At 67.8% G+C, this 23,591-nt stretch carries 19 protein-coding genes and 2 rRNA genes; 6 read left to right on the top strand and 15 right to left on the bottom strand.

Annotation, left to right across the window (positions count from 1 at the left end):
* Window positions 1-105: 105 nt before the first annotated feature.
* From OHA37_RS30410 to OHA37_RS30400, 3 genes are all read right to left on the bottom strand, one after another.
* Window positions 106-3,229 (bottom strand): 23S ribosomal RNA (locus tag OHA37_RS30410).
* A 286-nt stretch (window positions 3,230-3,515) separates the two neighbouring features.
* A 16S ribosomal RNA gene (locus OHA37_RS30405) occupies window positions 3,516-5,040 on the bottom strand.
* The 16S and 23S rRNA genes sit together here, the layout of an rRNA operon.
* Before the next feature lie 538 nt (window positions 5,041-5,578).
* Complete coding sequence (locus OHA37_RS30400; RefSeq protein ID WP_266909863.1) at window positions 5,579-6,220, bottom strand: DNA-3-methyladenine glycosylase; 642 nt, start codon at window positions 6,218-6,220, stop codon at window positions 5,579-5,581.
* 135 nt (window positions 6,221-6,355) lie between these two features.
* Here OHA37_RS30400 and OHA37_RS30395 point away from each other — a divergent pair, with 135 nt between their 5' ends.
* From OHA37_RS30395 to OHA37_RS30385, 3 genes are all read left to right on the top strand, one after another.
* Window positions 6,356-7,138, top strand: a complete 783-nt coding sequence (locus tag OHA37_RS30395; RefSeq protein ID WP_266909861.1) for a sporulation protein — start codon at window positions 6,356-6,358, stop codon at window positions 7,136-7,138.
* A 68-nt stretch (window positions 7,139-7,206) separates the two neighbouring features.
* Complete coding sequence (locus OHA37_RS30390; protein ID WP_266909859.1) at window positions 7,207-7,740, top strand: YbhB/YbcL family Raf kinase inhibitor-like protein; 534 nt, start codon at window positions 7,207-7,209, stop codon at window positions 7,738-7,740.
* Between the two features lie 161 nt (window positions 7,741-7,901).
* A complete protein-coding gene (locus tag OHA37_RS30385; RefSeq protein WP_254387938.1) occupies window positions 7,902-8,405 on the top strand; it encodes an HNH endonuclease in 504 nt (167 codons plus the stop codon).
* Between the two features lie 79 nt (window positions 8,406-8,484).
* Here the strand turns inward: OHA37_RS30385 and OHA37_RS30380 are convergent, their stop codons facing one another.
* The 4 genes from OHA37_RS30380 to OHA37_RS30365 all read right to left on the bottom strand — a co-directional run bounded on the left by OHA37_RS30380 (window position 8,485) and on the right by OHA37_RS30365 (window position 11,760).
* Window positions 8,485-9,255 carry a sulfite exporter TauE/SafE family protein gene (locus OHA37_RS30380; RefSeq protein ID WP_266909857.1) on the bottom strand — a complete coding sequence of 257 codons (771 nt, stop codon included), beginning with the start codon at window positions 9,253-9,255 and terminating at the stop codon, window positions 8,485-8,487.
* A gap of 90 nt (window positions 9,256-9,345) precedes the next feature.
* Window positions 9,346-10,341: an SPFH domain-containing protein gene (locus OHA37_RS30375; RefSeq protein ID WP_266909855.1), complete on the bottom strand. Its 996-nt coding sequence runs from the start codon at window positions 10,339-10,341 to the stop codon at window positions 9,346-9,348.
* 130 nt (window positions 10,342-10,471) lie between these two features.
* A complete protein-coding gene (locus OHA37_RS30370; RefSeq protein WP_266909853.1) occupies window positions 10,472-10,903 on the bottom strand; it encodes an NfeD family protein in 432 nt (143 codons plus the stop codon).
* A 62-nt stretch (window positions 10,904-10,965) separates the two neighbouring features.
* Window positions 10,966-11,760 carry an ABC transporter ATP-binding protein gene (locus tag OHA37_RS30365; RefSeq protein ID WP_266909851.1) on the bottom strand — a complete coding sequence of 265 codons (795 nt, stop codon included), beginning with the start codon at window positions 11,758-11,760 and terminating at the stop codon, window positions 10,966-10,968.
* 142 nt (window positions 11,761-11,902) lie between these two features.
* Between OHA37_RS30365 and OHA37_RS30360 the strand changes: the two genes are divergently transcribed.
* Window positions 11,903-12,688: a hypothetical protein gene (locus OHA37_RS30360; RefSeq protein ID WP_266909849.1), complete on the top strand. Its 786-nt coding sequence runs from the start codon at window positions 11,903-11,905 to the stop codon at window positions 12,686-12,688.
* A gap of 450 nt (window positions 12,689-13,138) precedes the next feature.
* On the opposite strand, the gene OHA37_RS30355 is transcribed toward OHA37_RS30360, so the two are convergent.
* From OHA37_RS30355 to OHA37_RS30345, 3 genes are all read right to left on the bottom strand, one after another.
* Window positions 13,139-13,384: a chaplin gene (locus OHA37_RS30355; RefSeq protein WP_266913218.1), complete on the bottom strand. Its 246-nt coding sequence runs from the start codon at window positions 13,382-13,384 to the stop codon at window positions 13,139-13,141.
* A 128-nt stretch (window positions 13,385-13,512) separates the two neighbouring features.
* Window positions 13,513-14,181 (bottom strand): response regulator, encoded by a 669-nt coding sequence (locus OHA37_RS30350; protein ID WP_266909847.1) that lies wholly within the window; start codon window positions 14,179-14,181, stop codon window positions 13,513-13,515.
* Window positions 14,174-15,337, bottom strand: a complete 1,164-nt coding sequence (locus OHA37_RS30345) for a GAF domain-containing sensor histidine kinase (protein ID WP_266909845.1) — start codon at window positions 15,335-15,337, stop codon at window positions 14,174-14,176. Before OHA37_RS30345 ends, OHA37_RS30350 begins: the two co-directional genes overlap by 8 nt.
* A 670-nt stretch (window positions 15,338-16,007) precedes the next feature.
* Between OHA37_RS30345 and OHA37_RS30340 the strand changes: the two genes are divergently transcribed.
* Window positions 16,008-16,712, top strand: a complete 705-nt coding sequence (locus tag OHA37_RS30340; RefSeq protein WP_266909843.1) for a transglycosylase SLT domain-containing protein — start codon at window positions 16,008-16,010, stop codon at window positions 16,710-16,712.
* 107 nt (window positions 16,713-16,819) lie between these two features.
* Here OHA37_RS30340 and OHA37_RS30335 read toward each other — a convergent pair whose 3' ends face one another.
* Window positions 16,820-19,339, bottom strand: coding sequence for an FHA domain-containing protein (locus OHA37_RS30335; protein ID WP_443046234.1), 2,520 nt, complete (start codon window positions 19,337-19,339; stop codon window positions 16,820-16,822).
* A gap of 454 nt (window positions 19,340-19,793) precedes the next feature.
* Between OHA37_RS30335 and serB the strand changes: the two genes are divergently transcribed.
* Window positions 19,794-20,993 (top strand): phosphoserine phosphatase SerB, encoded by a 1,200-nt coding sequence (serB, locus tag OHA37_RS30330; RefSeq protein WP_266909841.1) that lies wholly within the window; start codon window positions 19,794-19,796, stop codon window positions 20,991-20,993.
* 106 nt (window positions 20,994-21,099) lie between these two features.
* On the opposite strand, the gene OHA37_RS30325 is transcribed toward serB, so the two are convergent.
* The 4 genes from OHA37_RS30325 to OHA37_RS30310 all read right to left on the bottom strand — a co-directional run bounded on the left by OHA37_RS30325 (window position 21,100) and on the right by OHA37_RS30310 (window position 23,543).
* Complete coding sequence (locus tag OHA37_RS30325) at window positions 21,100-21,618, bottom strand: SixA phosphatase family protein (protein WP_266909839.1); 519 nt, start codon at window positions 21,616-21,618, stop codon at window positions 21,100-21,102.
* Between the two features lie 131 nt (window positions 21,619-21,749).
* On the bottom strand, window positions 21,750-21,965 hold the full coding sequence (locus tag OHA37_RS30320) for a hypothetical protein (protein WP_266909837.1): 216 nt from the start codon (window positions 21,963-21,965) through the stop codon (window positions 21,750-21,752).
* A 139-nt stretch (window positions 21,966-22,104) separates the two neighbouring features.
* Window positions 22,105-22,224, bottom strand: coding sequence for an SGM_5486 family transporter-associated protein (locus tag OHA37_RS30315; protein ID WP_266909835.1), 120 nt, complete (start codon window positions 22,222-22,224; stop codon window positions 22,105-22,107).
* 5 nt (window positions 22,225-22,229) lie between these two features.
* Window positions 22,230-23,543, bottom strand: coding sequence for a CynX/NimT family MFS transporter (locus OHA37_RS30310; protein WP_266909833.1), 1,314 nt, complete (start codon window positions 23,541-23,543; stop codon window positions 22,230-22,232).
* Window positions 23,544-23,591: the final 48 nt, after the last annotated feature.

Genomic DNA, 23,591 nt, shown 5'->3' with positions numbered 1-23,591 from the left:
CCTAATCGGTTTCGAGCGAACAAGCACACTTTGTAGTTATGTTCTAGCTCTAGAAACCAGCAACAGTTCGTTGCTTCAGAACTAACACAGTGGACGCGAGCAACTGAGGACAAGCCCTCGGCCTATTAGTACCAGTCAGCTCCACCCGTTACCGGGCTTCCACATCTGGCCTATCAACCCAGTCGTCTACTGGGAGCCTTACCCTCTCAAGGAGGTGGGAATACTCATCTTGAAGCAGGCTTCCCGCTTAGATGCTTTCAGCGGTTATCCCTCCCGAACGTAGCCAACCAGCCATGCCCTTGGCAGGACAACTGGCACACCAGAGGTTCGTCCGTCCCGGTCCTCTCGTACTAGGGACAGCCCTTCTCAATATTCCTACGCGCACAGCGGATAGGGACCGAACTGTCTCACGACGTTCTAAACCCAGCTCGCGTACCGCTTTAATGGGCGAACAGCCCAACCCTTGGGACCGACTCCAGCCCCAGGATGCGACGAGCCGACATCGAGGTGCCAAACCATCCCGTCGATATGGACTCTTGGGGAAGATCAGCCTGTTATCCCCGGGGTACCTTTTATCCGTTGAGCGACGGCGCTTCCACAAGCCACCGCCGGATCACTAGTCCCGACTTTCGTCCCTGCTCGACCCGTCGGTCTCACAGTCAAGCTCCCTTGTGCACTTACACTCAACACCTGATTGCCAACCAGGCTGAGGGAACCTTTGGGCGCCTCCGTTACTTTTTGGGAGGCAACCGCCCCAGTTAAACTACCCATCAGACACTGTCCCTGATCCGGATCACGGACCGAGGTTAGACATCCAGCACGACCAGAGTGGTATTTCAACGACGACTCCACAACCACTGGCGTGGCCGCTTCAAAGTCTCCCACCTATCCTACACAAGCCGAACCGAACACCAATATCAAACTATAGTAAAGGTCCCGGGGTCTTTCCGTCCTGCTGCGCGAAACGAGCATCTTTACTCGTAGTGCAATTTCACCGGGCCTATGGTTGAGACAGTCGAGAAGTCGTTACGCCATTCGTGCAGGTCGGAACTTACCCGACAAGGAATTTCGCTACCTTAGGATGGTTATAGTTACCACCGCCGTTTACTGGCGCTTAAGTTCTCAGCTTCGCCACACCGAAATGTGACTAACCGGTCCCCTTAACGTTCCAGCACCGGGCAGGCGTCAGTCCGTATACATCGCCTTACGGCTTCGCACGGACCTGTGTTTTTAGTAAACAGTCGCTTCTCGCTGGTCTCTGCGGCCACCCCCAGCTCACGGAGTAAATCCGATCACCAGTGATGGCCCCCCTTCTCCCGAAGTTACGGGGGCATTTTGCCGAGTTCCTTAACCATAGTTCACCCGAACGCCTCGGTATTCTCTACCTGACCACCTGAGTCGGTTTAGGGTACGGGCCGCCATGAAACTCGCTAGAGGCTTTTCTCGACAGCATAGGATCATCCACTTCACCACAATCGGCTCGGCATCAGGTCTCAGCCTTATATGAGGGACGGATTTGCCTACCCCTCGGCCTACACCCTTACCCCGGGACTACCACCGCCCGGGCTGGACTACCTTCCTGCGTCACCCCATCGCTTACCTACTACAAGTCTGGGTCACCGGCTCCACCACTTTCCTTTCCCCGAAGGGTCCGGAACGGCTTCACGGGCTTAGCATCGCCTGATTCGATATTGGGCGTTTCAAAGCGGGTACCGGAATATCAACCGGTTGTCCATCGACTACGCCTGTCGGCCTCGCCTTAGGTCCCGACTTACCCTGGGCAGATCAGCTTGACCCAGGAACCCTTAGTCAATCGGCGCACACGTTTCTCACGTGTGTATCGCTACTCATGCCTGCATTCTCACTCGTGAACCGTCCACAACTAGCTTCCGCTGCTGCTTCACCCGGCACACGACGCTCCCCTACCCATCACAGCGGGCGTTGGCCCTATTGCTGCAATGACACGACTTCGGCGGTACGCTTGAGCCCCGCTACATTGTCGGCGCGGAATCACTTGACCAGTGAGCTATTACGCACTCTTTCAAGGGTGGCTGCTTCTAAGCCAACCTCCTGGTTGTCTCTGCGACTCCACATCCTTTCCCACTTAGCGTACGCTTAGGGGCCTTAGTCGATGCTCTGGGCTGTTTCCCTCTCGACCATGGAGCTTATCCCCCACAGTCTCACTGCCACGCTCTCACTTACCGGCATTCGGAGTTTGGCTAAGGTCAGTAACCCGGTAGGGCCCATCGCCTATCCAGTGCTCTACCTCCGGCAAGAAACACGTGACGCTGCACCTAAATGCATTTCGGGGAGAACCAGCTATCACGGAGTTTGATTGGCCTTTCACCCCTAACCACAGGTCATCCCCCAGGTTTTCAACCCTGGTGGGTTCGGTCCTCCACGAAGTCTTACCTCCGCTTCAACCTGCCCATGGCTAGATCACTCCGCTTCGGGTCTAGAGCGTGCAACTCAATCGCCCTATTCGGACTCGCTTTCGCTACGGCTTCCCCACACGGGTTAACCTCGCTACACACCGCTAACTCGCAGGCTCATTCTTCAAAAGGCACGCAGTCACCACTGTATGTGCAAGCACATACAGCGACGCTCCCACGGCTTGTAGGCACACGGTTTCAGGTACTATTTCACTCCGCTCCCGCGGTACTTTTCACCATTCCCTCACGGTACTATCCGCTATCGGTCACCAGGGAATATTTAGGCTTAGCGGGTGGTCCCGCCAGATTCACACGGGATTTCTCGGGCCCCGTGCTACTTGGGAGATTCTTAAGCAAGCCGCTGATGTTTCGTCTACGGGGGTCTTACCCTCTACGCCGGACCTTTCGCATGTCCTTCGACTACATCAACGGTTTCTGACTCGCCGACCGGCCGGCAGACCGATCAAAAGAATTCCCACAACCCCGCATGCGCAACCCCTGCCGGGTATCACACGCATACGGTTTGGCCTCATCCGGTTTCGCTCGCCACTACTCCCGGAATCACGGTTGTTTTCTCTTCCTGCGGGTACTGAGATGTTTCACTTCCCCGCGTTCCCTCCACACTGCCTATGTGTTCAGCAGTGGGTGACAGCCCATGACGACTGCCGGGTTTCCCCATTCGGACACCCCCGGATCAAAGCTCAGTTGGCAGCTCCCCGGGGCCTATCGCGGCCTCTCACGTCCTTCATCGGTTCCTGGTGCCAAGGCATCCACCGTGCGCCCTTAAAAACTTGGCCTACAGATGCTCGCGTCCACTGTGTAGTTCTCAAGCAACGACCAGTCACCCATCACCCCACCAGACAAGCTGGCGAGTTCACTGGGGCCGGCATCGCGAAGATAAGACCTTTCGGCCGTACCCTCAGATACCCAACAACGTGCCAAGCACCAGACCTCTTCCGAATCCTCTTTCCACGCCGAAGCAGTACTTGAGAATCATCAGATCATCTGGTGCCAACTAATCAACGTTCCACCCTGAGCTGACCGTGCAGAACGTTTGTCTGCAATCGGTACTGTGCTCCTTAGAAAGGAGGTGATCCAGCCGCACCTTCCGGTACGGCTACCTTGTTACGACTTCGTCCCAATCGCCAGTCCCACCTTCGACAGCTCCCTCCCTTACGGGTTGGGCCACCGGCTTCGGGTGTTACCGACTTTCGTGACGTGACGGGCGGTGTGTACAAGGCCCGGGAACGTATTCACCGCAGCAATGCTGATCTGCGATTACTAGCAACTCCGACTTCATGGGGTCGAGTTGCAGACCCCAATCCGAACTGAGACCGGCTTTTTGAGATTCGCTCCACCTCACGGTATCGCAGCTCATTGTACCGGCCATTGTAGCACGTGTGCAGCCCAAGACATAAGGGGCATGATGACTTGACGTCGTCCCCACCTTCCTCCGAGTTGACCCCGGCGGTCTCCTGTGAGTCCCCATCACCCCGAAGGGCATGCTGGCAACACAGGACAAGGGTTGCGCTCGTTGCGGGACTTAACCCAACATCTCACGACACGAGCTGACGACAGCCATGCACCACCTGTATACCGACCACAAGGGGGGCACTATCTCTAATGCTTTCCGGTATATGTCAAGCCTTGGTAAGGTTCTTCGCGTTGCGTCGAATTAAGCCACATGCTCCGCTGCTTGTGCGGGCCCCCGTCAATTCCTTTGAGTTTTAGCCTTGCGGCCGTACTCCCCAGGCGGGGAACTTAATGCGTTAGCTGCGGCACCGACGACGTGGAATGTCGCCAACACCTAGTTCCCAACGTTTACGGCGTGGACTACCAGGGTATCTAATCCTGTTCGCTCCCCACGCTTTCGCTCCTCAGCGTCAGTAATGGCCCAGAGATCCGCCTTCGCCACCGGTGTTCCTCCTGATATCTGCGCATTTCACCGCTACACCAGGAATTCCGATCTCCCCTACCACACTCTAGCTAGCCCGTATCGAATGCAGACCCGAGGTTAAGCCTCGGGCTTTCACATCCGACGTGACAAGCCGCCTACGAGCTCTTTACGCCCAATAATTCCGGACAACGCTTGCGCCCTACGTATTACCGCGGCTGCTGGCACGTAGTTAGCCGGCGCTTCTTCTGCAGGTACCGTCACTTTCGCTTCTTCCCTGCTGAAAGAGGTTTACAACCCGAAGGCCGTCATCCCTCACGCGGCGTCGCTGCATCAGGCTTTCGCCCATTGTGCAATATTCCCCACTGCTGCCTCCCGTAGGAGTCTGGGCCGTGTCTCAGTCCCAGTGTGGCCGGTCGCCCTCTCAGGCCGGCTACCCGTCGTCGCCTTGGTGGGCCATTACCCCACCAACAAGCTGATAGGCCGCGGGCTCATCCTTCACCGCCGGAGCTTTTAACCCCCGCCCATGCAGGCAGGAGTGTTATCCGGTATTAGACCCCGTTTCCAGGGCTTGTCCCAGAGTGAAGGGCAGATTGCCCACGTGTTACTCACCCGTTCGCCACTAATCCACCCCGAAGGGCTTCATCGTTCGACTTGCATGTGTTAAGCACGCCGCCAGCGTTCGTCCTGAGCCAGGATCAAACTCTCCATGAATGTTTACCGGTAATCCGGTGCACACGCACTTAGAGCGGGACAGTCATGTCGGAATAAGACCGACCGTCCACTGCGTCCTCGCTGTGTAATTGCCTGCGAGTGTCAGGGCCGAAGCCGCGACCTCACAGGTCTTTTTCAAAGGAACCTCATCCACCGAAATGGACGGGGTATCAACTTTTTGGCGTTGATTTTTGGCACGCTGTTGAGTTCTCAAGGAACGGACGCTTCCTTTGTTCCTGTTTCCAGGCCCTCCGGGCGCTTCCTTCGTTTCCAACTCTACCAGATCATTTCCGTTGTCGTTTCCGACTCTGGATTTGAATTCGGTGACCGTTGGGGGCCTTTGCCTTTCGGCGCTCCACCACATTAGCGCTTATCCCGTGTGGCTCATAATCGGCCGTTCGGAATCGAATTCGGACATGCCGAATAAGACCCCGCCAGGGGTAAGTCGTAGGTAGTGGGTTGGCCGCTCTGGGGGTCTGCCGATAGCAGTGCCCCGTTCAAGCGGCTCGGGCTACGTTAGGCGTCCGCCAACGCCGAGTCAAGTTGAGCGGCGGCGCGGCGCGTGGGCCCGGTACGGGCTCACCGTCGGGTCGTGCGTGATCCAGTAGCGGTACGGGTGGGCCGCGCCGGCTCCGCCCACTCCGGTGCGGGGGCCATTGCTCAGCAGGTCCGGCGAGGTGGGGGTGCCGGCCAGCAGGGACAGGGGGGAATCCGGGCCGGTGCAGAGGTCCGTGCCGTCGAGGGAGCGGTCCACCGCCAGGGCGGTGGCCAGGCGGGCCGGTCCTTTGGCCAGTTCTCGGTCGGATCTGGCCGAGACTCGGCGTTTACGGGCCAGCTCCGCTCCCACGGTGATCTCCCCCGCCCTCAGCAGGACACCGCTCGCGTGGCCCGGCGGGCCGCAGACCACGTTGAGGCTGAACCACATGCCGTAGATGAAGTAGACGTACGCGTGTCCGGGTGGACCGAACATCGACGCGTTGCGCGCCGTCCGGCCCCGGTAGGCGTGGGAGCCCGGGTCGGCTTCCCCCTCGTACGCCTCCACCTCCGTGATGCGCAGTTCCAGTGGGCCGTCCGGGGTGCGGCGGACCAGGGTGCGGCCGAGGAGGTCCGGGGCCACGGTCAGGACCGGGCGGTCGAAGAAGGACCTGGGCAGGGGCGTACGGTCGGGGCGCGCGCTCATCCAGTCGAGCGTAGTGGACTGCGTACTCCTGCAACCGGGGCCTAAGGTTCCGCGTTTGTAGAGGTAGTGCCGCGCGGGGTCGCGCGGGTCTTGCGCAGGACTTTTTTCGAGCACGTCGTATAGGGGAGTCAGAGCATGGGGTTCAGGAAGCTGTTCGCGAGCCTGGGTGCCGGTGGTGCTTCGGTCGACACCGTCATCACCGAGCCGAACGTCGTACCGGGCGGGATCGTCCAGGGCGAGGTCCGGATCCAGGGCGGGTCCGTGGAGCAGCAGATCGAGGGGCTGTCCGTCGGGCTCCAGGCACGGGTGGAGGTGGAGGGCAACGACCAGGAGTACAAGCAGGACGTGGTCTTCACCAAGCAGCGTCTCGGTGGTGCCTTCCAGGTGCAGGCGGGCGCTCTGCACGTGGTGCCGTTCGGGCTGGAGATCCCCTGGGAGACGCCGATCACCCACTTCGGGGGGCGTCAGCTGCCCGGGATGAACATCGGGGTCAGCACCGAGCTGGAGATCGCGCGGGCGGTGGACGCCGGCGACCTCGACGCGATCAACGTGCACCCGGTGCCGGCGCAGCAGGCGATCCTCGACGCCTTCACGCAGCTGGGCTTCTCCTTCCGCAGTGCCGACATGGAGCGCGGGCACATCCGGGGGACGCGGCAGACGCTGCCGTTCTACCAGGAGATCGAGTTCCTGCCGCCGTCGCAGTACCGGGGGCTGAACCAGGTCGAGCTGACCTTCGTGTCCGACGGGCGCGAGATGGACGTCGTCCTGGAGATGGACAAGAAGCCGGGGCTGTTCAGCGAGGGCAGTGACACCTTCCGCTGCTTCCAGGTGGGGCTGCAGTCCTACCAGGGCACCGACTGGGCGGCCTACCTGAACCAGTGGATCTCGTCGGTGGGTTCGCAGCGCAACTGGCTCTGAGCGGATCTAGGCTCGGTGCCGGTACAGGTACCCGTCAGCGTCGACTCAACCCAGCAGGAGGTTCCGCAGTGGCCGAGCAGAGCAGGGCGCCGCTCCCCCACGATTTCCATCCGGCGGTGCACGCCTTCACCGTGAGCAGCGCGGACCTGGAGCCCGGGGCGGATCTGGGGTCCGCCCAGGTGCTGGCCGGTGGGAACGTGTCGCCGCACCTGCGGTGGGAGGGGTTCCCGGAGGGGACCAAGAGCTTCGCCGTGACCTGCTTCGACCCGGACGCGCCGACGGGGAGCGGGTTCTGGCACTGGGTGCTCTTCGATCTGCCGGTCTCGGTCACCGAGCTGCCGGCCGGGGCGGGCTCCGGGAAGTTCGAGGGGCTGCCCGCCGGGGCCGTGCACGTACGGAACGACTACGGCACCCAGGACTTCGGCGGGGCGGCTCCCCCGGCCGGGGAGCGGCACCGTTACGTGTTCACCGTGTACGCGGTGGACGAGGAGAAGCTCGGGCCCGGCGCGGACGTGTCGCCGGCCGCCGTCGGGTTCAATCTGCGGTTCCACACGCTGGGGCGTGCGCAGCTCGTCGGGGAATACGAGGCTCCCGCGGGCTGAGCCTTCCGCCCTTCGTTCTCCGAGCGTTAGCCCGGTCCTGGTCTAAAGACGACCAGGACCGGGCATTTTTATTGCGTTGTCCCGCGTGGCGCGCGCGACCAGAGTGGTTGCGGGCCCTGCCGCCAGGGTGGTCGCGGGCCTGCACACGGGAGGTGGGCGAGATGCGGGACACGCTGGTGCTGAACGCGAGCTTCGAGCCGCTGTCGACGGTGACGATGAACCGGGCTGTGGTCCTGGTGCTCCAGGACAAGGCCGTGGTCGAACAGGCGCATCCCGAGTTCCGTGTGCGCGCGGCCACGATGGAACTTCCGCTGCCGCGGGTGATCAGACTCTGCAGGTACGTACGGGTGCCCTTCCGGAGACATGCTCCCTGGTCACGGAGGGGGGTGTTGATCCGGGACCAACACCGGTGCGCCTACTGCGGGAAGCGCGCGACGACCGTGGACCACGTGCTTCCGCGGGCGCAGGGTGGTGGGGACACCTGGCTGAACACGGTGGCCTCCTGCTCCGAGGACAACCACCGCAAGGCCGCGCGGACTCCGGAGGAGGCGGGGATGCCGCTCCTCCGGAAGCCCTTCGTTCCCTCGCCGGCCGACGCCATGCTGCTCGCGCTGGGGGTGGGCGGCCGGGAGGCGCTGCCGGAGTGGCTGGAGCGTTCCGCGTAGGGCCGCGAATGATCGCGTAGGGCGGGATCGTCCCGCCGGATAGACGGCTGCGCTGGGCGACGTACGTTTTCTACGTCGCTCAGCGGAGCAGCAGCTGGACGATCGCGATGATCCCGACGGTCACGATCACGGCGCGCAGCACGGTGGGCGGCAGGCGGCGGCCGACTTTGGCGCCGAGCTGGCCGCCGATGGTGGAGCCGACGGCGATGAGCAGGACGGCCGTCCAGTCGAACTCTGCGACGAAGAGGAAGAAGACGGCCGCGATGCCGTTCACCATCGCCGCGACGACGTTCTTCACCGCGTTGATCCGCTGGAGGTCCTCGCGGAGCAGCAGGCCCATGAGGCCGATGTAGAGCACGCCTTGGGCGGCGCCGAAGTAGCCCCCGTACGCGCTGGAGAGCAGCATGCCCGACAGCAGCAGGGGGCCGCCGTCGGGATGGCCGGTGTCGCCTCCCGCGGCCTCCTGGCGCCTGCGCAGGGCGGCGGCCAGCTTGGGCTGGAAGACGACGAGCACGAGGGCCAGGCCGATCAGGACGGGCACGATCGTGTCGAAGGAGTCCGACGGCAGGGTGAGGAGCAGGATCGCGCCGGCGAGTCCGCCGACGAGGGAGACGGCGCCGAGCCGGATGATCCGGGAGCGCTGGCCCTGGAGCTCCTTGCGGTAGCCGATGGCTCCGCTGATGGAACCGGGTACGAGGCCCAGGGTGTTGGAGACGTTGGCGGTGACCGGCGGCAGGCCGGTGGCCAGCAGCACCGGGAAGGTGATCAGGGTGCCGGAACCGACGATGGTGTTGATGGTGCCGGCGCCGATGCCGGCCGCGAAGACCGCGAGTGATTCCCAGATGGACATGGGCGGGGTCGTCCCCTTTGCATGAGTGAGTCGCCTCCCCGCCGTGAAGGTCGAGGGGCCTCACTGATCATGCCGGAGGGGACGCCCCCTTCAGTCGATGGGGGGCTGTTCGCGGCGTTCCGCGGCGTCCTTGTCGCGCGCGGCGGGGATCCCGCCGCTGCCGCCGCCGTCCTTGCCGACATTCTGCGGGTTGAAGCCGGAGGCGGCGCCCATCGGGCCGAAGTTGCCCATGGCTCCGGAGAGGCCCTTGAGGGCGTCGCCGATCTCGCTCGGGACGATCCAGAGCTTGTTGGCGTCGCCTTCGGCGAGCTTCGGGAGCATCTGGAGGTACTGGTAGGCGAGCAGCTTCTGGTCGGCGTCGCCCGCGTGGATGGACTCGAAGACCGTACGGATGGCCTGCGCCTCGCCCTCGGCGCGCAGGGCCGCGGCCTTGGCGTCACCCTCGGCGCGCAGGATGGAGGACTGCTTCTCGCCCTCGGCGCGCAGGATCTCGGACTGGCGGACACCTTCGGCCTGGAGGATCGCGGCGCGCTTGTCTCGGTCGGCGCGCATCTGCTTCTCCATCGAGTCCTGGATGGAGGTCGGCGGCTCGATGGCCTTCAGCTCGACGCGGTTGACGCGGATGCCCCACTTGCCGGTGGCCTCGTCGAGGACTCCGCGCAGGGCCGCGTTGATCTCCTCGCGGGAGGTCAGGGTCCGCTCCAGGTCCATGCCGCCGATGATGTTGCGGAGCGTGGTGACGGTGAGCTGCTCGATGGCCTGGATGTAGCTGGCGACCTCGTACGTCGCGGCGCGGGCGTCGGTCACCTGGTAGTAGATGACCGTGTCGATGTTGACGACGAGGTTGTCCTGGGTGATGACGGGCTGCGGCGGGAAGGGGACGACCTGTTCGCGGAGGTCGATCCGGTTGCGGATCGAGTCGATGAACGGGACGACGATGTTGAGGCCCGCGTTGAGGGTGCGGGTGTAGCGGCCGAATCGCTCGACGATGGCGGCGCTGGCCTGCGGGATCACCTGGATCGTCTTGACCAGTGCGATGAAGACCAGAACCACCAGAATGATCAGAACGATGATGATCGGTTGCATGCGGTTCCCCGTGCCCTTCCGGCTGTCTGTGCTGCCCCGTTCAGCGGAGTCTCGCAGACCCCGGGGCCGCGGGTCGGCTGCTTGCCCACATGTGGCCCGCCCACAGGCGAGTTGCTCATGTGCTGGTCCGTCACATGACGACGGCGGTCGCCCCGTCGATCTCCACCACGTCGACGGACTGGCCCGGTTCGAAGGTGATGTCCGCGTCCAGGGAGCGCGCCGACCAGATTTCCCCGGCGAGCTTGATCCGGCCGCCGCCGCCCGCGTCCACGCGTTCCAGGACCACGGCGCTGCGGCCCCTCAACGCGTCGATTCCGCTGCGGTGTTGGGGTTTCTGGTTGCGGTGCCGGTTGGCGATCGGGCGGACGACCGCGATGAGCGCGACCGACACGGCCACGAAGACCAGGACTTGGGCGACCACTCCCCCGCCGAGGGCCGCCGTCACGGCGGCCGCCACCGCTCCGGCGGCGAACATGCCGAACTCGGGCATCGCGGTCAGGACCAGGGGGATGCCCAGTCCGACCGCGCCGATGAGCCACCACACCCACGCGTCGATGTCCACATGGTCATGGTAGGTCGGGTGGGCGCGGTCCGGACAGGGGACGACGGGCTCCAGAGCGCGGATTACCGCAGGGGCAGGCCCTGGGCGGTCCAGCGGTCGCTCTCGTTGCGCGTGACGACGAGCGGCAGGCCGAAGCAGAGGGAGAGGTTGCGGGAGGTCAGTTCGAGATCGATGGGTCCGGCCGCGACGACCTTGCCCTGACGGATCATCATGACGTGGGTGAAGCCGGGGGCGATCTCCTCGACGTGGTGCGTGACCATGATCATCGACGGCGCGAGCGGATCGCGGGCGAGCCGGCCGAGGCGTCGTACGAGGTCCTCGCGGCCGCCGAGGTCGAGACCGGCGGCGGGCTCGTCGAGCAGCAGCAGCTCGGGGTCGGTCATCAGCGCGCGGGCGATCAGGGTGCGCTTGCGCTCGCCCTCGGAGAGCGTGCCGAACTTCCGGTCGAGGTAGGGCGTCATTCCGAGGCGGTCGAGGAAGGCGCGGGCGCGCTGCTCGTCGATCTCCTCGTACTGCTCCTGCCAGGTGGCCGTCATCCCGTACGCGGCGGTGAGGACGGTCTCCAGCACGGTCTGGCGCCTGGGCAGCTTGTCGGCCATCGCGATGCCGGCCATGCCGATGCGGGGGCGCAGATCGAAGACGTCCACCTTGCCGAGGGTGCTGCCGAGGATGGTGGCGGAACCCTTGGTGGGGAAGACGTAGCTGGAGGCGAGGTTCAGCAGCGTGGTCTTGCCGGCGCCGTTGGGGCCGAGGATCACCCAGCGCTCCCCCTCCTTGACCGACCAGGAGATCTGGTCCACCAGAGCCCGGCCCTCGCGGACCACGGATACGTCCACCAGCTCCAGAACATCGCTCATGAGCGTGTTGTCTCCCCTTGCAGTCTTGGTTCGTCTGTGCGCCGCCCCGTCCGTGGGCGCAGCCCCAGGGGAAAACCTACGCCACTCGGGGAGGGCTCCGGGCGCGGGCCCGGGTCCGGGGGGCCGTCCGTAAAGTAGGGGGATGCTTTTCGAACCGCGTTCAGGGCGGCTGGCCGCCTGGGGGAACGCTCTGCTGGCCGGTCTCGTCTCGCCCGACGAGGCCGTGTTGTCGATCGTGGGCGAGGACTCCGTGCACCGGGTGGAGGGGCTGCCCGGGGAATCCGGCCCGGTGGGGCTCACCCTGGCGCTGGGCCGGATGCGGGTGCTGGGGGTGACCGGGCTGCGGATCGCGCTCCCGGCGCCGGGGCATCCGCTGGGGCTGAGCGGGCCGCCGGAGTTCAACGCGAGGGCGCTGGACGCGGAGGAGGCGGTCGTCGCGGTGGGTGCGGCGGTCGGGCTGGTGCCGGAGGTCCAGGAGGCCGGGCCGGCGGGTGACGTGCACGTGTCGGTGACCTGGCACTGCCTGCCGGTACGGGAGGCCCCGCCGGCGGACGTGCCGTCGCTCGGCGAGGCGGAACGGGAACTGGCGGAGGCGCTGCGCGAGGCCACGGTGGTGCTGACCCGGCTGGACGTGGCGGGATCCGGGCCGGTCGCCGAGGCGGCGCTGTCCGCGTACCGGGCGCGGACGGAGGCCGGGCGGGACGCGCTGGCGCCGGGGTATCCGGCGCGGGCGGTACGGGTCCTGTCGCTGGCGCAGCGGGTGGACCTGATGGTGTCGCTCGCGACCGAGCGGGGGCACGGGGCGGCGGTGGCCGCGTCGGAGATGGCGGCCCGGGCGGAGGCGTTGCGGCCCGTGGAGCGGGTCGCCCGGCGGGCGCTGGTCGCCGCGTACAACTCGGCCGTTGAGGAGCGGGAGCGGGGGCTTTAGCCTCGGCCCCGGTGGCCCCCGGCGGTGGGCGGAGTCCCGTGCGGCGCCCTTGCACGAGCGTCCCCGGCTGCGCCGGGCCTTCCGGGGCACCGCCCCGGGCCCCGCTCCTCAAACGCCGGAGGGGCTGGATTTGCCCGGCTGCGCCGGATTGGCCGCGGCAGGTGGCACTCCTCCCCCGAGGCGGGAGTGGTCCGGCCGTGGCGGAAAGGCATCGGCCCCGCTTCCCAGGGAGAGGGGGGAAGCGGGGCCGAGGTGCGTGGTCGCTGCGCGTGGCCGACTCACTCCGCCGGACGGAGTCCGGCGCAGCGGGGCGAGCGCCGCGTCGGGAATCGGCCCGGCGCAGCGGGGCGATGCCTGCGCAGCAGTGCGAGCGCCGCGTCGGGAATCGGCCCGGCGCAGCGGGGCGATGCCTGCGCAGCAGTGCGAGCGCCGCGTTGAAAGGGGGCTGGGTCAGTTGTTGACGCCCGTGTTGCCCCAGGCGCCGTTCAGCAGGCCGATCACGTTGACCGAGTTGCCCACGACGTTCGCGGGGATGTGGACCGGGAGCTGGAGCTGGTTCCCCGCGGCCACGCCGGGCGAGTTCAGGGCCTCGCCCGTCGCCGACGCACCGCCGTGCGCCGACGAGACACCCACGCCGGCGGCGAGGAGGCCGCCCGCGATCATGGTGACGGCGGTGGCCTTCTTGATGTTCTTCACGTTCTCGTCCTCCAGTACGTCTGCCGCGGCCAGCCGCCGCGGCACGTCATGAAGAACGCTCATCCGACGAACGGGATACGCCATGTGGGCTACATACACCCGACCGTATGAATCACAGCCTGCACACGTCACTGCGCGTTGCCGTGTCTGACCGCCCACAGCGCCGCCTGCGTACGGTCCGCGACGTCCAGCTTCATCAGGATGTTCGAGACGTGCGTCTTCACCGTCTTCTCCGACAGGACGAGCGCGCGGGCGATCTCCCGGTTCGAGCGCCCGTCCGCTATGTGGTGCAGCACCTCGCGCTCGCGGTCCGTCAGGTTGCCGCCGCGGCCTGAAGACGGGCCGGGGCCCTCCTCGGCGAGCAGGGCTCCGGCGACCTCCGGCTGGAGGAGGACGTGGCCCGCGTGGACGGAGCGGATGGCGGCGGCGAGGGCGTCGGGGTCTATGTCCTTGTACACGTAACCCGCCGCGCCCGCGCGCAGGGCGGGGACCACCGTGCGCTGCTCGGTGAAGCTGGTGACGATCAGCACGCGCGCGGGGTTCGCCAGCGTGCGCAGCCTGCGCAGGGCCTCGATGCCGTCGGTGCCCGGCATCTTGATGTCCATCAGGATGACGTCGGGGAGCAGTTCCCCGGCGCGGTCGATGCCCTCCTCGCCGTCGGCGGCCTCGCCGACCACCTCTATGTCGTCCTGGACCTCCAGGAAGGTGCGCAGGCCCCGCCGGACCACCTGGTGGTCGTCCACGAGCAGTACTTTGATGCGGCTGCCGCCGCCGCTACGGCCCGACGCGTCAGCCACCGGGTACCTCCAGTTCGATCGTGGTGCCGTTGGCGGTGCCGGGCTCGGAGCTCACGGTGAGCCGGCCGCCGACGCTTGCGGCCCGGTCGCGCATGGAGACCAGGCCCAGGTGGCGGCCCGCCCGGCGGACGGTGGGAGGGGAGAAGCCGGTTCCGTCGTCGGTCACCCGCAGCAGGGCTCCCCCGGTCTCCCGGCGGGTCAGGGTGACGTCGATCCTCTCCCCGGCCGAGTGGCGCAGGGCGTTGTGCAGGGCCTCCTGGGCCACGCGCAGGACCGCCTCCTCCTGGGCCGCGGGCAGGGCCCTTACGCCGTCGCAGGTGAAGGTGACGTGCGCGGCGTGGGCCCGGTTCAGGACGCGGACCTGGCCCCGCAGGGTGGCGACCAGGCCGTCCTCGTCCAGGGCGGCGGGGCGGAGCTCGGTGACGGCCGCGCGCAGTTCGTCGGCGGCCTCGGCCGCGAGGACGGCGACCTGCTGGAGCTCGTCCTTGGCGCGGGCGGGGTCGCGGTCCACCAGGGCGGCGGCGGCCTGCGCGGTCAGGCGGAGCGAGAAGAGCTTCTGGCTGACCGCGTCGTGCAGCTCGTGGGCCAGGCGCGAGCGCTCCTCGGCGATGGTCAGCTCACGGCTGCGCTCGTAGAGGCGGGCGTTGGTGAGGGCGATCGCCGCGTGCTGGGCGAGGAGGGAGAGGAGCTCCTCGTCCTCGTCGGTGAAGCCGCGCTCGCCGCCCGGGACGGTCCGCTTGTTCGCCAGGAAGAGGGCGCCGAGGGTCTCCTCGCCGTCCCGGATGGGCAGACCGAGGAAGTCGGACATGTCGGGGTGGGCGGCGGGCCAGCCCTCGAAGCGGGGGTCCTCGCGTACGTCGGCCAGCCGCTCGGGGCCGTCCTGGTGGAGCATCGCGGCGAGGATGCCGTGCTGGCGGGGCAGCGGGCCGATCGCCCGCCACTGCTCCTCGCTGATGCCGTCCACGACGAACTGGGCGAAGCCGCCGTGGTCGTCCGGGACGCCCAGGGCCGCGTACTCGGCGTCGAGCAGCTCGCGGGCCGAGGCGACGATCGTGCGCAGCACGTCGCGGACCTCCAGCCGGCGGCTCATGGCGAGCAGTGCGGTGCTCACGGCGGCCAGGCCACCGCCGCGGGGGGCTCGGGGTCCGGATTGCATGGCCTCACGGTACTCGCGGCGGCCCGGCGGGCGGATCGGGCCGGGGACGTAGGCCTCGCGCGGGCGGCGGCGTAGGTAGCGGCGTAGGTCTCCGGCCCGGGGCGGGGCCCGGGCGGCCGGTGCGCGGGGCGAGGGCCCGGGCGGGATGGAGCGGGGAGGGTGCTCGGGGGTACGGGAGAAGGGACTGTATATAAGGGACATTCCGCCGGGCCGTGCGGCCCGGGTGCGCGCCGGGCGGAGGGGCGGCAGGGGGGCTGGACGGGGCGCCGTACCGCGCGGGTACCGCCCGGCCGTAGCGAAGCTGTACCTCTGGCATGACTTCGGAGGAGCTCCAGTGCTACTCAAGGATGAGAACGGTCACTGAGTGGATTGCTGCCGCAACGGTTGGTGAGATTGATACACGGCCGATGTGAGCCCGCACATAGGACGCACATCACTTACGAAGCTCCCTAGTGGACGAATAAGAGCGCTGTTAGTGCTGGCTCGCGTGCCTCAGGCGCTGAATTCGGGGTTCGGCTCGGGCCCCTGATCCACTAAGCGGGATCGTACGTCACACCTTTGCCACAGGATTTTGCCACCGCTAAGAATTGCTCTCGTCGCACAGCGCCGCGGATCTCGGATCCGGCAGGCGCTTTCCTGCGGCCCCCGCTATTCGAAGAGGTTGCTACCCATGACCGAGACCAACACTCCCGGCCACAGTCGTCTGACGATGACGAAGGCCCACAAGCTTTCCATCGCCGGTGTAGCCACCCTGGGCGCCGCGGCCCTCGCCTTCTCGCTCGTACCTGCCAGTGCCACCGAGACGCAGACGGCCGTCGTCGCTGCTCCCGTCGCCTGGTCCAAGGTCGTCGACGGTGCGCAGACGCAGGCCGTGCAGCAGCACCTCACCGTTCAGCAGGTCGTCGCGGGCCAGCAGGCCAAGGTCGCGAAGGACGCACAGGCCGCGAAGGCCGCCAAGGACTCCGCCGCCAAGGCCAAGGCCGAGGCGGACGCGAAGAAGGACCGCGAGCAGAAGGCGGCCGCCAGCCGCTCCGCGAACCGCGCGCCGGTCTTCGCGAACAACCTGGACGGCTGGATCAAGGAAGCCCTCTTCATCATGAAGAAGGAGGGCATTCCGGGCACCTACGCCGGGATCCACAAGAACATCATGCGCGAGTCCAGCGGCAACCCGCTGGCGATCAACAACTGGGACATCAACGCCCAGAACGGCATCCCCAGCAAGGGTCTGCTCCAGGTCATCGCCCCGACCTTCAAGGCGTACCACGTCAAGGGCACCAAGTTCGACCAGTACGACCCGGTCGCCAACATCGTCGCGGCCTGCAATTACGCGGCCGACCGCTACGGCTCCATGGACAACGTCAACAGCGCCTACTAGGCCCCTGGCGTCCTGCCCAGCCCCCCATGCGCCTCAGGGCGGCCCCGGTGTTCCGGAGCCGCCCTGAGGCGTTCGTGCGTACCCGCGTGCCCTCGCGGGGTCAGTGCCTACTTGCCCGCGCGCATGACCTCGGGCTCGTGGCGGCGCAGCAGGCGCTGTACGGCGAAGCCGCACGCGACGCCGAGGAGCAGCAGGATCGTGATGTTCAGGCTCCACTGGCCGACCGTGGCGTCCCAGAGCGGGTCGGTGTTGGTCGGGTTGTCCTGGTCCCACGGCGGCATGAGCACGCCGAGGTTCAGCGTGGTGCCGGCGGCGGCGATCGCCCAGCGCGACGGCATCAGCCAGGCGAACTGCTCCAGGCCCGGAGAGTCGTAGACCTGGAAGAGGATGCCGGTGAAGACGACCTGGACGATCGCGAACATGACGAGCAGCGGCATGGTCTTCTCGGCGGTCTTCACCAGCGAGGAGATCACCAGGCCGAACATCATGGAGGTGAAGCCGAGCGCGATGACCGACAGGCAGATCTCCACGGCCGGCGGCATCAGCAGACCCTCGGCGGGCAGGTCGCGCGGGTAGAAGCCGATCGCGCAGATGATCACGCCCTGGATGGCCGTGATGAACCCGAGGACGATCACCTTCGACGCGAGGTACGCCGACCGGGACAGGCCGGTCGCGCGCTCGCGCTCGTAGATCACGCGTTCCTTGATCAGCTCTCGGACCGAGTTCGCGGCGCCGGAGAAGCACATGCCGACCGCGAGGATCAGCATGATCGTGCCGGCGTCGCCGTTGAAGCGGGACGGCGCCACGGGCGGCGCGAGTCCGAACTTCGCGGGGATGACGACGGAGACCACGCCGAGGACCGCCGGGAGGATCAGCATCAGCCCGATGAAGCCCTTGTCGGACGCGATGACCGACATGTAGCGGCGCATCAGCGTCCAGAGCTGGGAGCCCCAGCCCTGCGGCTTGGGCGGCCGGGTCTGCTGCATGGCGGGCTGCACCGACTGCGGGGCGACCGCGTCGATGTCGGCGGCGTAGAGCTGGTAGTGCTGCGAGCCCTTCCAGCGGCCGGCCCAGTCGTAGTCGCGGTAGCTCTCGAAGGCGGAGAACACGTCGGCCCAGGTGGAGTAGCCGAAGAAGTTCAGCGCCTCGTCCGGCGGGCCGAAGTACGCGACCGAGCCGCCCGGGGCCATGACCAGCAGCTTGTCGCAGATGGCCAGCTCGGCGACCGAGTGCGTGACGACGAGGACCGTGCGGCCGTCGTCGGCGAGGCCGCGCAGCAGCTGCATGACATCGCGGTCCATGCCCGGGTCCAGGCCCGAGGTGGGCTCGTCCAGGAAGATCAGCGAGGGCTTGGTCAGCAGCTCCAGGGCCACGGACACGCGCTTGCGCTGGCCGCCCGAGAGCGAGGTGATCTTCTTGTCCTTGTGGATGTCGAGCTTGAGCTCGCGCAGCACCTCGTTGATGCGGGCGGCGCGCTCGGACTCGGCGGTGTCGCCCGGGAAGCGGAGCTTGGCCGCGTACTTCAGGGCGGTGCTGACCTTCAGCTCCTTGTGCAGGATGTCGTCCTGCGGGACCAGGCCGATGCGCTGGCGGAGCTCCGCGAACTGCTTGTACAGGTTGCGGTTGTCGTAGAGGACGTCGCCCTGGTTGGCCGGGCGGTAGCCGGTCAGCGCCTTGAGGAGCGTCGACTTGCCGGAGCCGGAGGGACCGATGACGCCGATCAGCGACTTCTCCGGGACGCCGAAGGTGACGTCCTTGAGGATCTGCTTGCCGCCGTCGACCGTGACCGTGAGGTGGCGGGCCGAGAAGGAGACGTCACCGGTGTCGACGAACTCTTCGAGGCGGTCGCCGACGATCCGGAAGGTCGAGTGGCCGACGCCGACGATGTCGTTCGGGCCGAGCAGCGCGGTGCCGGACTTCGCCAGCGGCTGGCCGTTGACGTAGGTGCCGTTGTGGCTGCCGAGGTCGCGGATCTCGAAGCGGCCGCCCGGCATCGAGCGGAACTCCGCGTGGTGGCGGGAGACCTGGAGGTCGGAGACCACCAGCTCGTTCTCCAGCGCACGGCCGATGCGCATGACGTGGCCCAGCTCGAGCTGGTGGAACGTCGTCGGGCTGCGGTGGTCCCCGTAGCCCGGGGTGCCGCCGCCGCCCGGCTGCGGCTGGTGCTGCTGCGGCTGGTGCTGCTGCGGGAACGGCGGGGCCTGCTGGGCCTGCTGCTCCCAGGGCTGCTGCGGTGCCTGCCGCTGCGGCTGCTGCGGTGCCTGCTGCTGCGCGTACGCCTGGGCGGACGCCTGCTGCGCCACGGCCGGCTGCGGTGCCTGCTGCGCCGCGACCGCACCGGCGACGGGATTCAGCCGCGGCCCGTCGGTGGCGTTGCCCAGGTGCACCGGCGTGCCGGGTACGAGCTCGGCCTGCTGGACCCTCGCCCCGCGCACGTACGTGCCGTTGGTGCTGCCGTGGTCCTCGATTCCCCAACCTCGCCCGTTCCAGGCGATGGTGGCGTGCCGCCACGACACCCGGGCGTCATCGATCACCACGTCTCCCTGGGGGTCGCGCCCCAGCGAGTACGACCTGGACGGATCGAGCGTCCAGGTCCTTCCATTCAATTCCAGTACGAGTTCCGGCACTCCAGCCCCACTTAAGTCCCCCGAGAATCCCCCATGACGTCTGGGAGTCTAGGGATGGCGAACATCCGGGGGAACTATTTCAGGCGCACGGCCACAAGGGGAATCCGGGCCGCGTGGCGGCGTCCCGGGAGGCCCGCCGAGGGGGTCGAAAGCCGCCCGGAAGGTGTGTTTCGGGACGTCCCGGCATCCCCCCGGGCGGGGTGGAGGCCCCGCTCCGTCCGATCGGGCGGGCTTGCGCCCGGACGAAGCCCGCCGTCGCGCGCGCGGCCTGCGGCCGTCCGGCCCGTCCTCCTCCCCGGACCTCCACGCGGCCGCCCCAGGGCCCGCGCATGTCCACCGCGTGTCCTGCACGCGTCCGGGGCGCGGCTCCCGCACGTCCGTACGGAGCGAAACGGTTCCGCCAGGTGGGACGGGGCTCCGTGCCCGCAGGCCGGGGAGATACGGTGAAGGCACCATGAGCGCTTCGCAGACCTCCGACGTCCCCACCCTCCTCGTCAAGATCTTCGGCAAGGACCGTCCCGGGATCACCGCCGGGCTGTTCGACACCCTCGCCGCCTACTCCGTCGACGTAGTCGACATCGAGCAGGTCGTCACCCGAGGCCGCATCGTCCTGTGCGCCCTCGTCACCCACCCGACCGCCGGCACCGAGGGCGAGCTGCGGTCCACCGTCCACAGCTGGGCCGAGTCCCTCAAGCTGCAGGCCGAGATCCTCTCCGGCACCGGTGACAACCGGCCGCGCGGCAGTGGCCGTTCGCACGTCACCGTGCTCGGGCATCCGCTCACCGCCGAGTCCACGGCCGCCATCGCCGCGCGGATCACCTCGACCGGCGGCAACATCGACCGTATCTTCCGGCTCGCGAAGTATCCGGTGACGGCCGTGGAGTTCGCCGTCTCGGGCACCGAGACCGAGCCGCTGCGCACCGCGCTGGCCACCGCCGCCGCGCAGATCGGCGTCGACGTGGCCGTGGTCGCGTCCGGGCTGCACCGGCGGGCCCAGCGCCTCGTCGTCATGGACGTGGACTCGACCCTGATCCAGGACGAGGTCATCGAGCTCTTCGCCGCGCACGCCGGCTGCGAGGCCGAGGTCGCCGAGGTGACCGAGCGGGCCATGCGCGGGGAGCTGGACTTCGAGCAGTCGCTGCACGCCCGGGTCGCGCTGCTGGCCGGGCTGGACGCCTCCGTGGTGGACAAGGTCCGCTCCGAGGTGCGTCTCACCCCGGGCGCCCGGACGCTGATCCGCACCCTCAAGCGCCTCGGATACCAGGTGGGCGTGGTCTCCGGCGGGTTCACGCAGGTGACGGACGATCTGCGGGAGAAGCTCGGGCTGGACTTCGCCTCCGCCAACACCCTGGAGATCGTCGACGGCAAGCTGACGGGCAAGGTCACCGGCGAGATCGTGGACCGGGCCGGCAAGGCCCGGCTGCTGCGCCGCTTCGCCGCGGAGGCGGGTGTGCCGCTGGCCCAGACCGTGGCCATCGGTGACGGTGCCAACGACCTGGACATGCTGAACGCGGCCGGGCTGGGCGTGGCCTTCTGCGCCAAGCCGGTGGTCCGCCAGGCCGCGCACACCGCGGTGAACGTGCCCTTCCTCGACGCCGTGCTGTACCTGCTCGGAATCACCCGCGAAGAGGTCGAGGCCGCCGACCTGGCGTGACGGACACGTCCGGCCCACGGCGTCCCGACGCCCCCTACGACGGAGCGGGCCCCGGCACTTCCACAGTGCCGGGGCCCGCTCCGTCGTCGTGGTCGTCGTCGGGGCGTCAGCCGTGCGGGGTCCAGAAGTCCAGCAGGGTGCCCACGCCGTGCTCCACGGACTTCCACGAGCCGGTGAAGGAGACGACGGCGATCCCGGAGGTCGGGAAGCCGCTGCGGTTCATCCGGGCGAGGACATCGCCCTGCGCGTTCCCGGCGAGGGCGTCGGCCAGGGCGTGCATACCGGGGTTGTGACCGATGACCAGGAGGTTCTTCACCTCGTCGGAGGTCTCGTTGACCAGGGCGATGAGCTCGCCCAGCGAGGCCTCGTAGAGCCGTTCCTCGTACGTGGTCTTCGGCCGGTGCGGCAGCTCCTGGACGGCCAGCTTCCAGGTCTCCCTGGTCCGGGCCGCACTGGAGCAGAGGGCCAGGTCGAAGGTGATGCCGGTCTGAGCCAGTTTCTGGCCCGCGGCCGGGGCGTCGTGACGGCCGCGCTCCGCCAGGGGGCGGTCGTGGTCCGTGCCGTCCGACCATTCGGCCTTGGCGTGCCGGAGGAGGACGATCCTGCGGGGTGTGTCGGCGCTCATGGCTCCCAGCTTCGCATGAATCGAGCCATGGGGCGCAGGGTGTTGAGGGGGCCGTCACCCCCAGGTGTGGGGACGAAGGGCGCGCCCCGGCGCGCGGCGGCGCGGGTGGGCGCCGGGTGGCTGGCGCCTCGTCAGCCGACGGCGCTCAGCAGGCGTTCGGTGACGTGGACGAGGGTGGAGCCCTCGCCGGAAGCGGCGTGTGCCTGGCCGGATCCCGCCAGGAGTATGAGCAGGAGGCCGAAGGCGAGGGCGGGCAGGGCGAGCGCCCACCAGGGCAGCCGGGCGTCGGCCCCGGCGACGCGGGGAGCGGACGGGCGGCCGGGGGCCAGGTGCGTGGGGGCCGACATGGCCGCCTCCGTGGGGTGGTCGGACGGGCTCGCTCTTGCTCTTCGAATCTAAGGATTCGAGCAGGCGGTTCCCATCCGGGACGCACCCCAGATGTCCCTGAGCCTGACCCCCTAGGGGTTGGGGGGTTAACCCCACCCTTTACGGCGAGGCGAGGGTGGCGATGACGGAGATGACCACGGTCACCAGCAGCATCGCGCCCAGCACGAGGCCGAGCTTCCGGTGGCCGTTCTGGGGGTTCGGTTCAAGTACGGGCGACATGCCGATCAGTCTCGCATGCCGTATTCGTCCTCGATCGTGCGGTCCCGGCCCGCCAGCACGCCGAGCGCGATCTGCGGGACGAGCAGACCGGCCATCAGGGCCAGCGGCAGGTCCCAGCCGCCGGTGTGCTGGTAGAGGGTGCCGATGAGGAGCGGCCCGGGGATGGAGATCAGGTAGCCGGTGCTCTGGGCGAAGGCCGACAGCTTGACGACGCCGGCCGGGGACTTGGCCCGCAGTCCGATCATGGTGATGACGAGCGGGAAGGCGCAGTTGGAGACGCCGAGCATGAGGGCCCAGGCCCACGCGCCGGCGGCGGGGGCGAAGTAGAGCCCGAGGTAGCCGAAGAGGCCGAAGAGGCCGAGTACGACGGCGATGGGGCCCTGGTTCCTCATCCGGCCGGCCAGGCCCGGGATGACGAAGGCGAGCGGGACGCCCATGACCATGGTGACGGCGAGCAGGATGCCCGCGGTGGAGGCGGAGACCCCGGCGTCGCGGAAGATCTGCGGGAGCCAGCCCATGGTGATGTACGCGCCCGTGGCCTGGAGCCCGAAGTAGGAGGCGAGGGCCCACGCGGTGCGGCTGCGCACGACGCCGGGCCCGGCGTCGGGCCGGACGGCCGGCGCCGCGCCGGCGGCGACCGAGGCCGCGGCCGCCGCCTTCTCCTTGCGGGCCGCCGCGGCGATGGGCAGCCAGGGCAGGACGGCCGCCGCGGCGAGGAGGGCCCAGATCAGCAGGCCGGTGCGCCAGCTGCCGCCGAGGGCCTGGGTCATCGGGACGGTCGCCGCCGCGGCGAGCGAGGTGCCGGCGGCCAGGGCCATGGAGTAGAGCCCCGTCATGGTGCCGACCCGGTCGGGGAACCAGCGCTTGACGATCACCGGCAGGAGCACGTTGGTCAGGGCTATGCCCGCCAGGGTCAGGGCGCTGGCCGCGAGGAACCCGGCGGCGTTGGAGGCGAAGGGCCGGATCAGCAGCCCCGCGGCGACGGCGGCCATACCGGCGCAGACGACGGCCGCCGGGCCGAAGCGGCGGGAGAGCCGGGGCGCGGTGACGCCGAAGACGGCGAAGCAGAGGGCGGGTACGGAGGTGATGAGTCCGGCGACGGTCCCGCTCATGCCGAGGCCCTCGCGGGTCTCCTCGAAGAGGGCGCCGAGGCTGGTGATGGCGGGCCGCAGGTTGAGGGCGGCCAGCACGATGCCGACGAGGAGCACGGGTCCGAGCCACGCCGGCTGCGGGGTGGCGGCGGGGGCGGGAAGGGGCTGCGGGGTGGCCGTGCGCGCGGCCGGGGGCCGGTTCAGGATCTGGACTTCGTCGTCGGACATTCAACCATCATAGAATCATGGGATGATTGGTTGTCCACCCCACGGCCC

Source organism: Streptomyces sp. NBC_00335 (assembly GCF_036127095.1).
Lineage (GTDB): Bacteria > Actinomycetota > Actinomycetes > Streptomycetales > Streptomycetaceae > Streptomyces.
The sequence above is the reverse complement of the archived record's forward strand: the minus strand, read 5'-3'. Positions and strand labels throughout refer to the sequence as shown.

What these genes read in the sequence shown, in the direction of transcription:
- OHA37_RS30400 (WP_266909863.1), bottom strand. Translation starts at nt 6,220, where the DNA reads ATGAGCGCGCGCCCCGACCGTACGCCCCTGCCCAGGTCCTTCTTCGAC.
- OHA37_RS30395 (WP_266909861.1), top strand. Translation starts at nt 6,356, where the DNA reads ATGGGGTTCAGGAAGCTGTTCGCGAGCCTGGGTGCCGGTGGTGCTTCG.
- OHA37_RS30385 (WP_254387938.1), top strand. Translation starts at nt 7,902, where the DNA reads ATGCGGGACACGCTGGTGCTGAACGCGAGCTTCGAGCCGCTGTCGACG.
- OHA37_RS30380 (WP_266909857.1), bottom strand. Translation starts at nt 9,255, where the DNA reads ATGTCCATCTGGGAATCACTCGCGGTCTTCGCGGCCGGCATCGGCGCC.
- OHA37_RS30375 (WP_266909855.1), bottom strand. Translation starts at nt 10,341, where the DNA reads ATGCAACCGATCATCATCGTTCTGATCATTCTGGTGGTTCTGGTCTTC.
- OHA37_RS30365 (WP_266909851.1), bottom strand. Translation starts at nt 11,760, where the DNA reads ATGAGCGATGTTCTGGAGCTGGTGGACGTATCCGTGGTCCGCGAGGGC.
- OHA37_RS30360 (WP_266909849.1), top strand. Translation starts at nt 11,903, where the DNA reads ATGCTTTTCGAACCGCGTTCAGGGCGGCTGGCCGCCTGGGGGAACGCT.
- OHA37_RS30345 (WP_266909845.1), bottom strand. Translation starts at nt 15,337, where the DNA reads ATGCAATCCGGACCCCGAGCCCCCCGCGGCGGTGGCCTGGCCGCCGTG.
- OHA37_RS30340 (WP_266909843.1), top strand. Translation starts at nt 16,008, where the DNA reads ATGACCGAGACCAACACTCCCGGCCACAGTCGTCTGACGATGACGAAG.
- serB (WP_266909841.1), top strand. Translation starts at nt 19,794, where the DNA reads ATGAGCGCTTCGCAGACCTCCGACGTCCCCACCCTCCTCGTCAAGATC.
- OHA37_RS30325 (WP_266909839.1), bottom strand. Translation starts at nt 21,618, where the DNA reads ATGAGCGCCGACACACCCCGCAGGATCGTCCTCCTCCGGCACGCCAAG.
- OHA37_RS30320 (WP_266909837.1), bottom strand. Translation starts at nt 21,965, where the DNA reads ATGTCGGCCCCCACGCACCTGGCCCCCGGCCGCCCGTCCGCTCCCCGC.
- OHA37_RS30315 (WP_266909835.1), bottom strand. Translation starts at nt 22,224, where the DNA reads ATGTCGCCCGTACTTGAACCGAACCCCCAGAACGGCCACCGGAAGCTC.
- OHA37_RS30310 (WP_266909833.1), bottom strand. Translation starts at nt 23,543, where the DNA reads ATGTCCGACGACGAAGTCCAGATCCTGAACCGGCCCCCGGCCGCGCGC.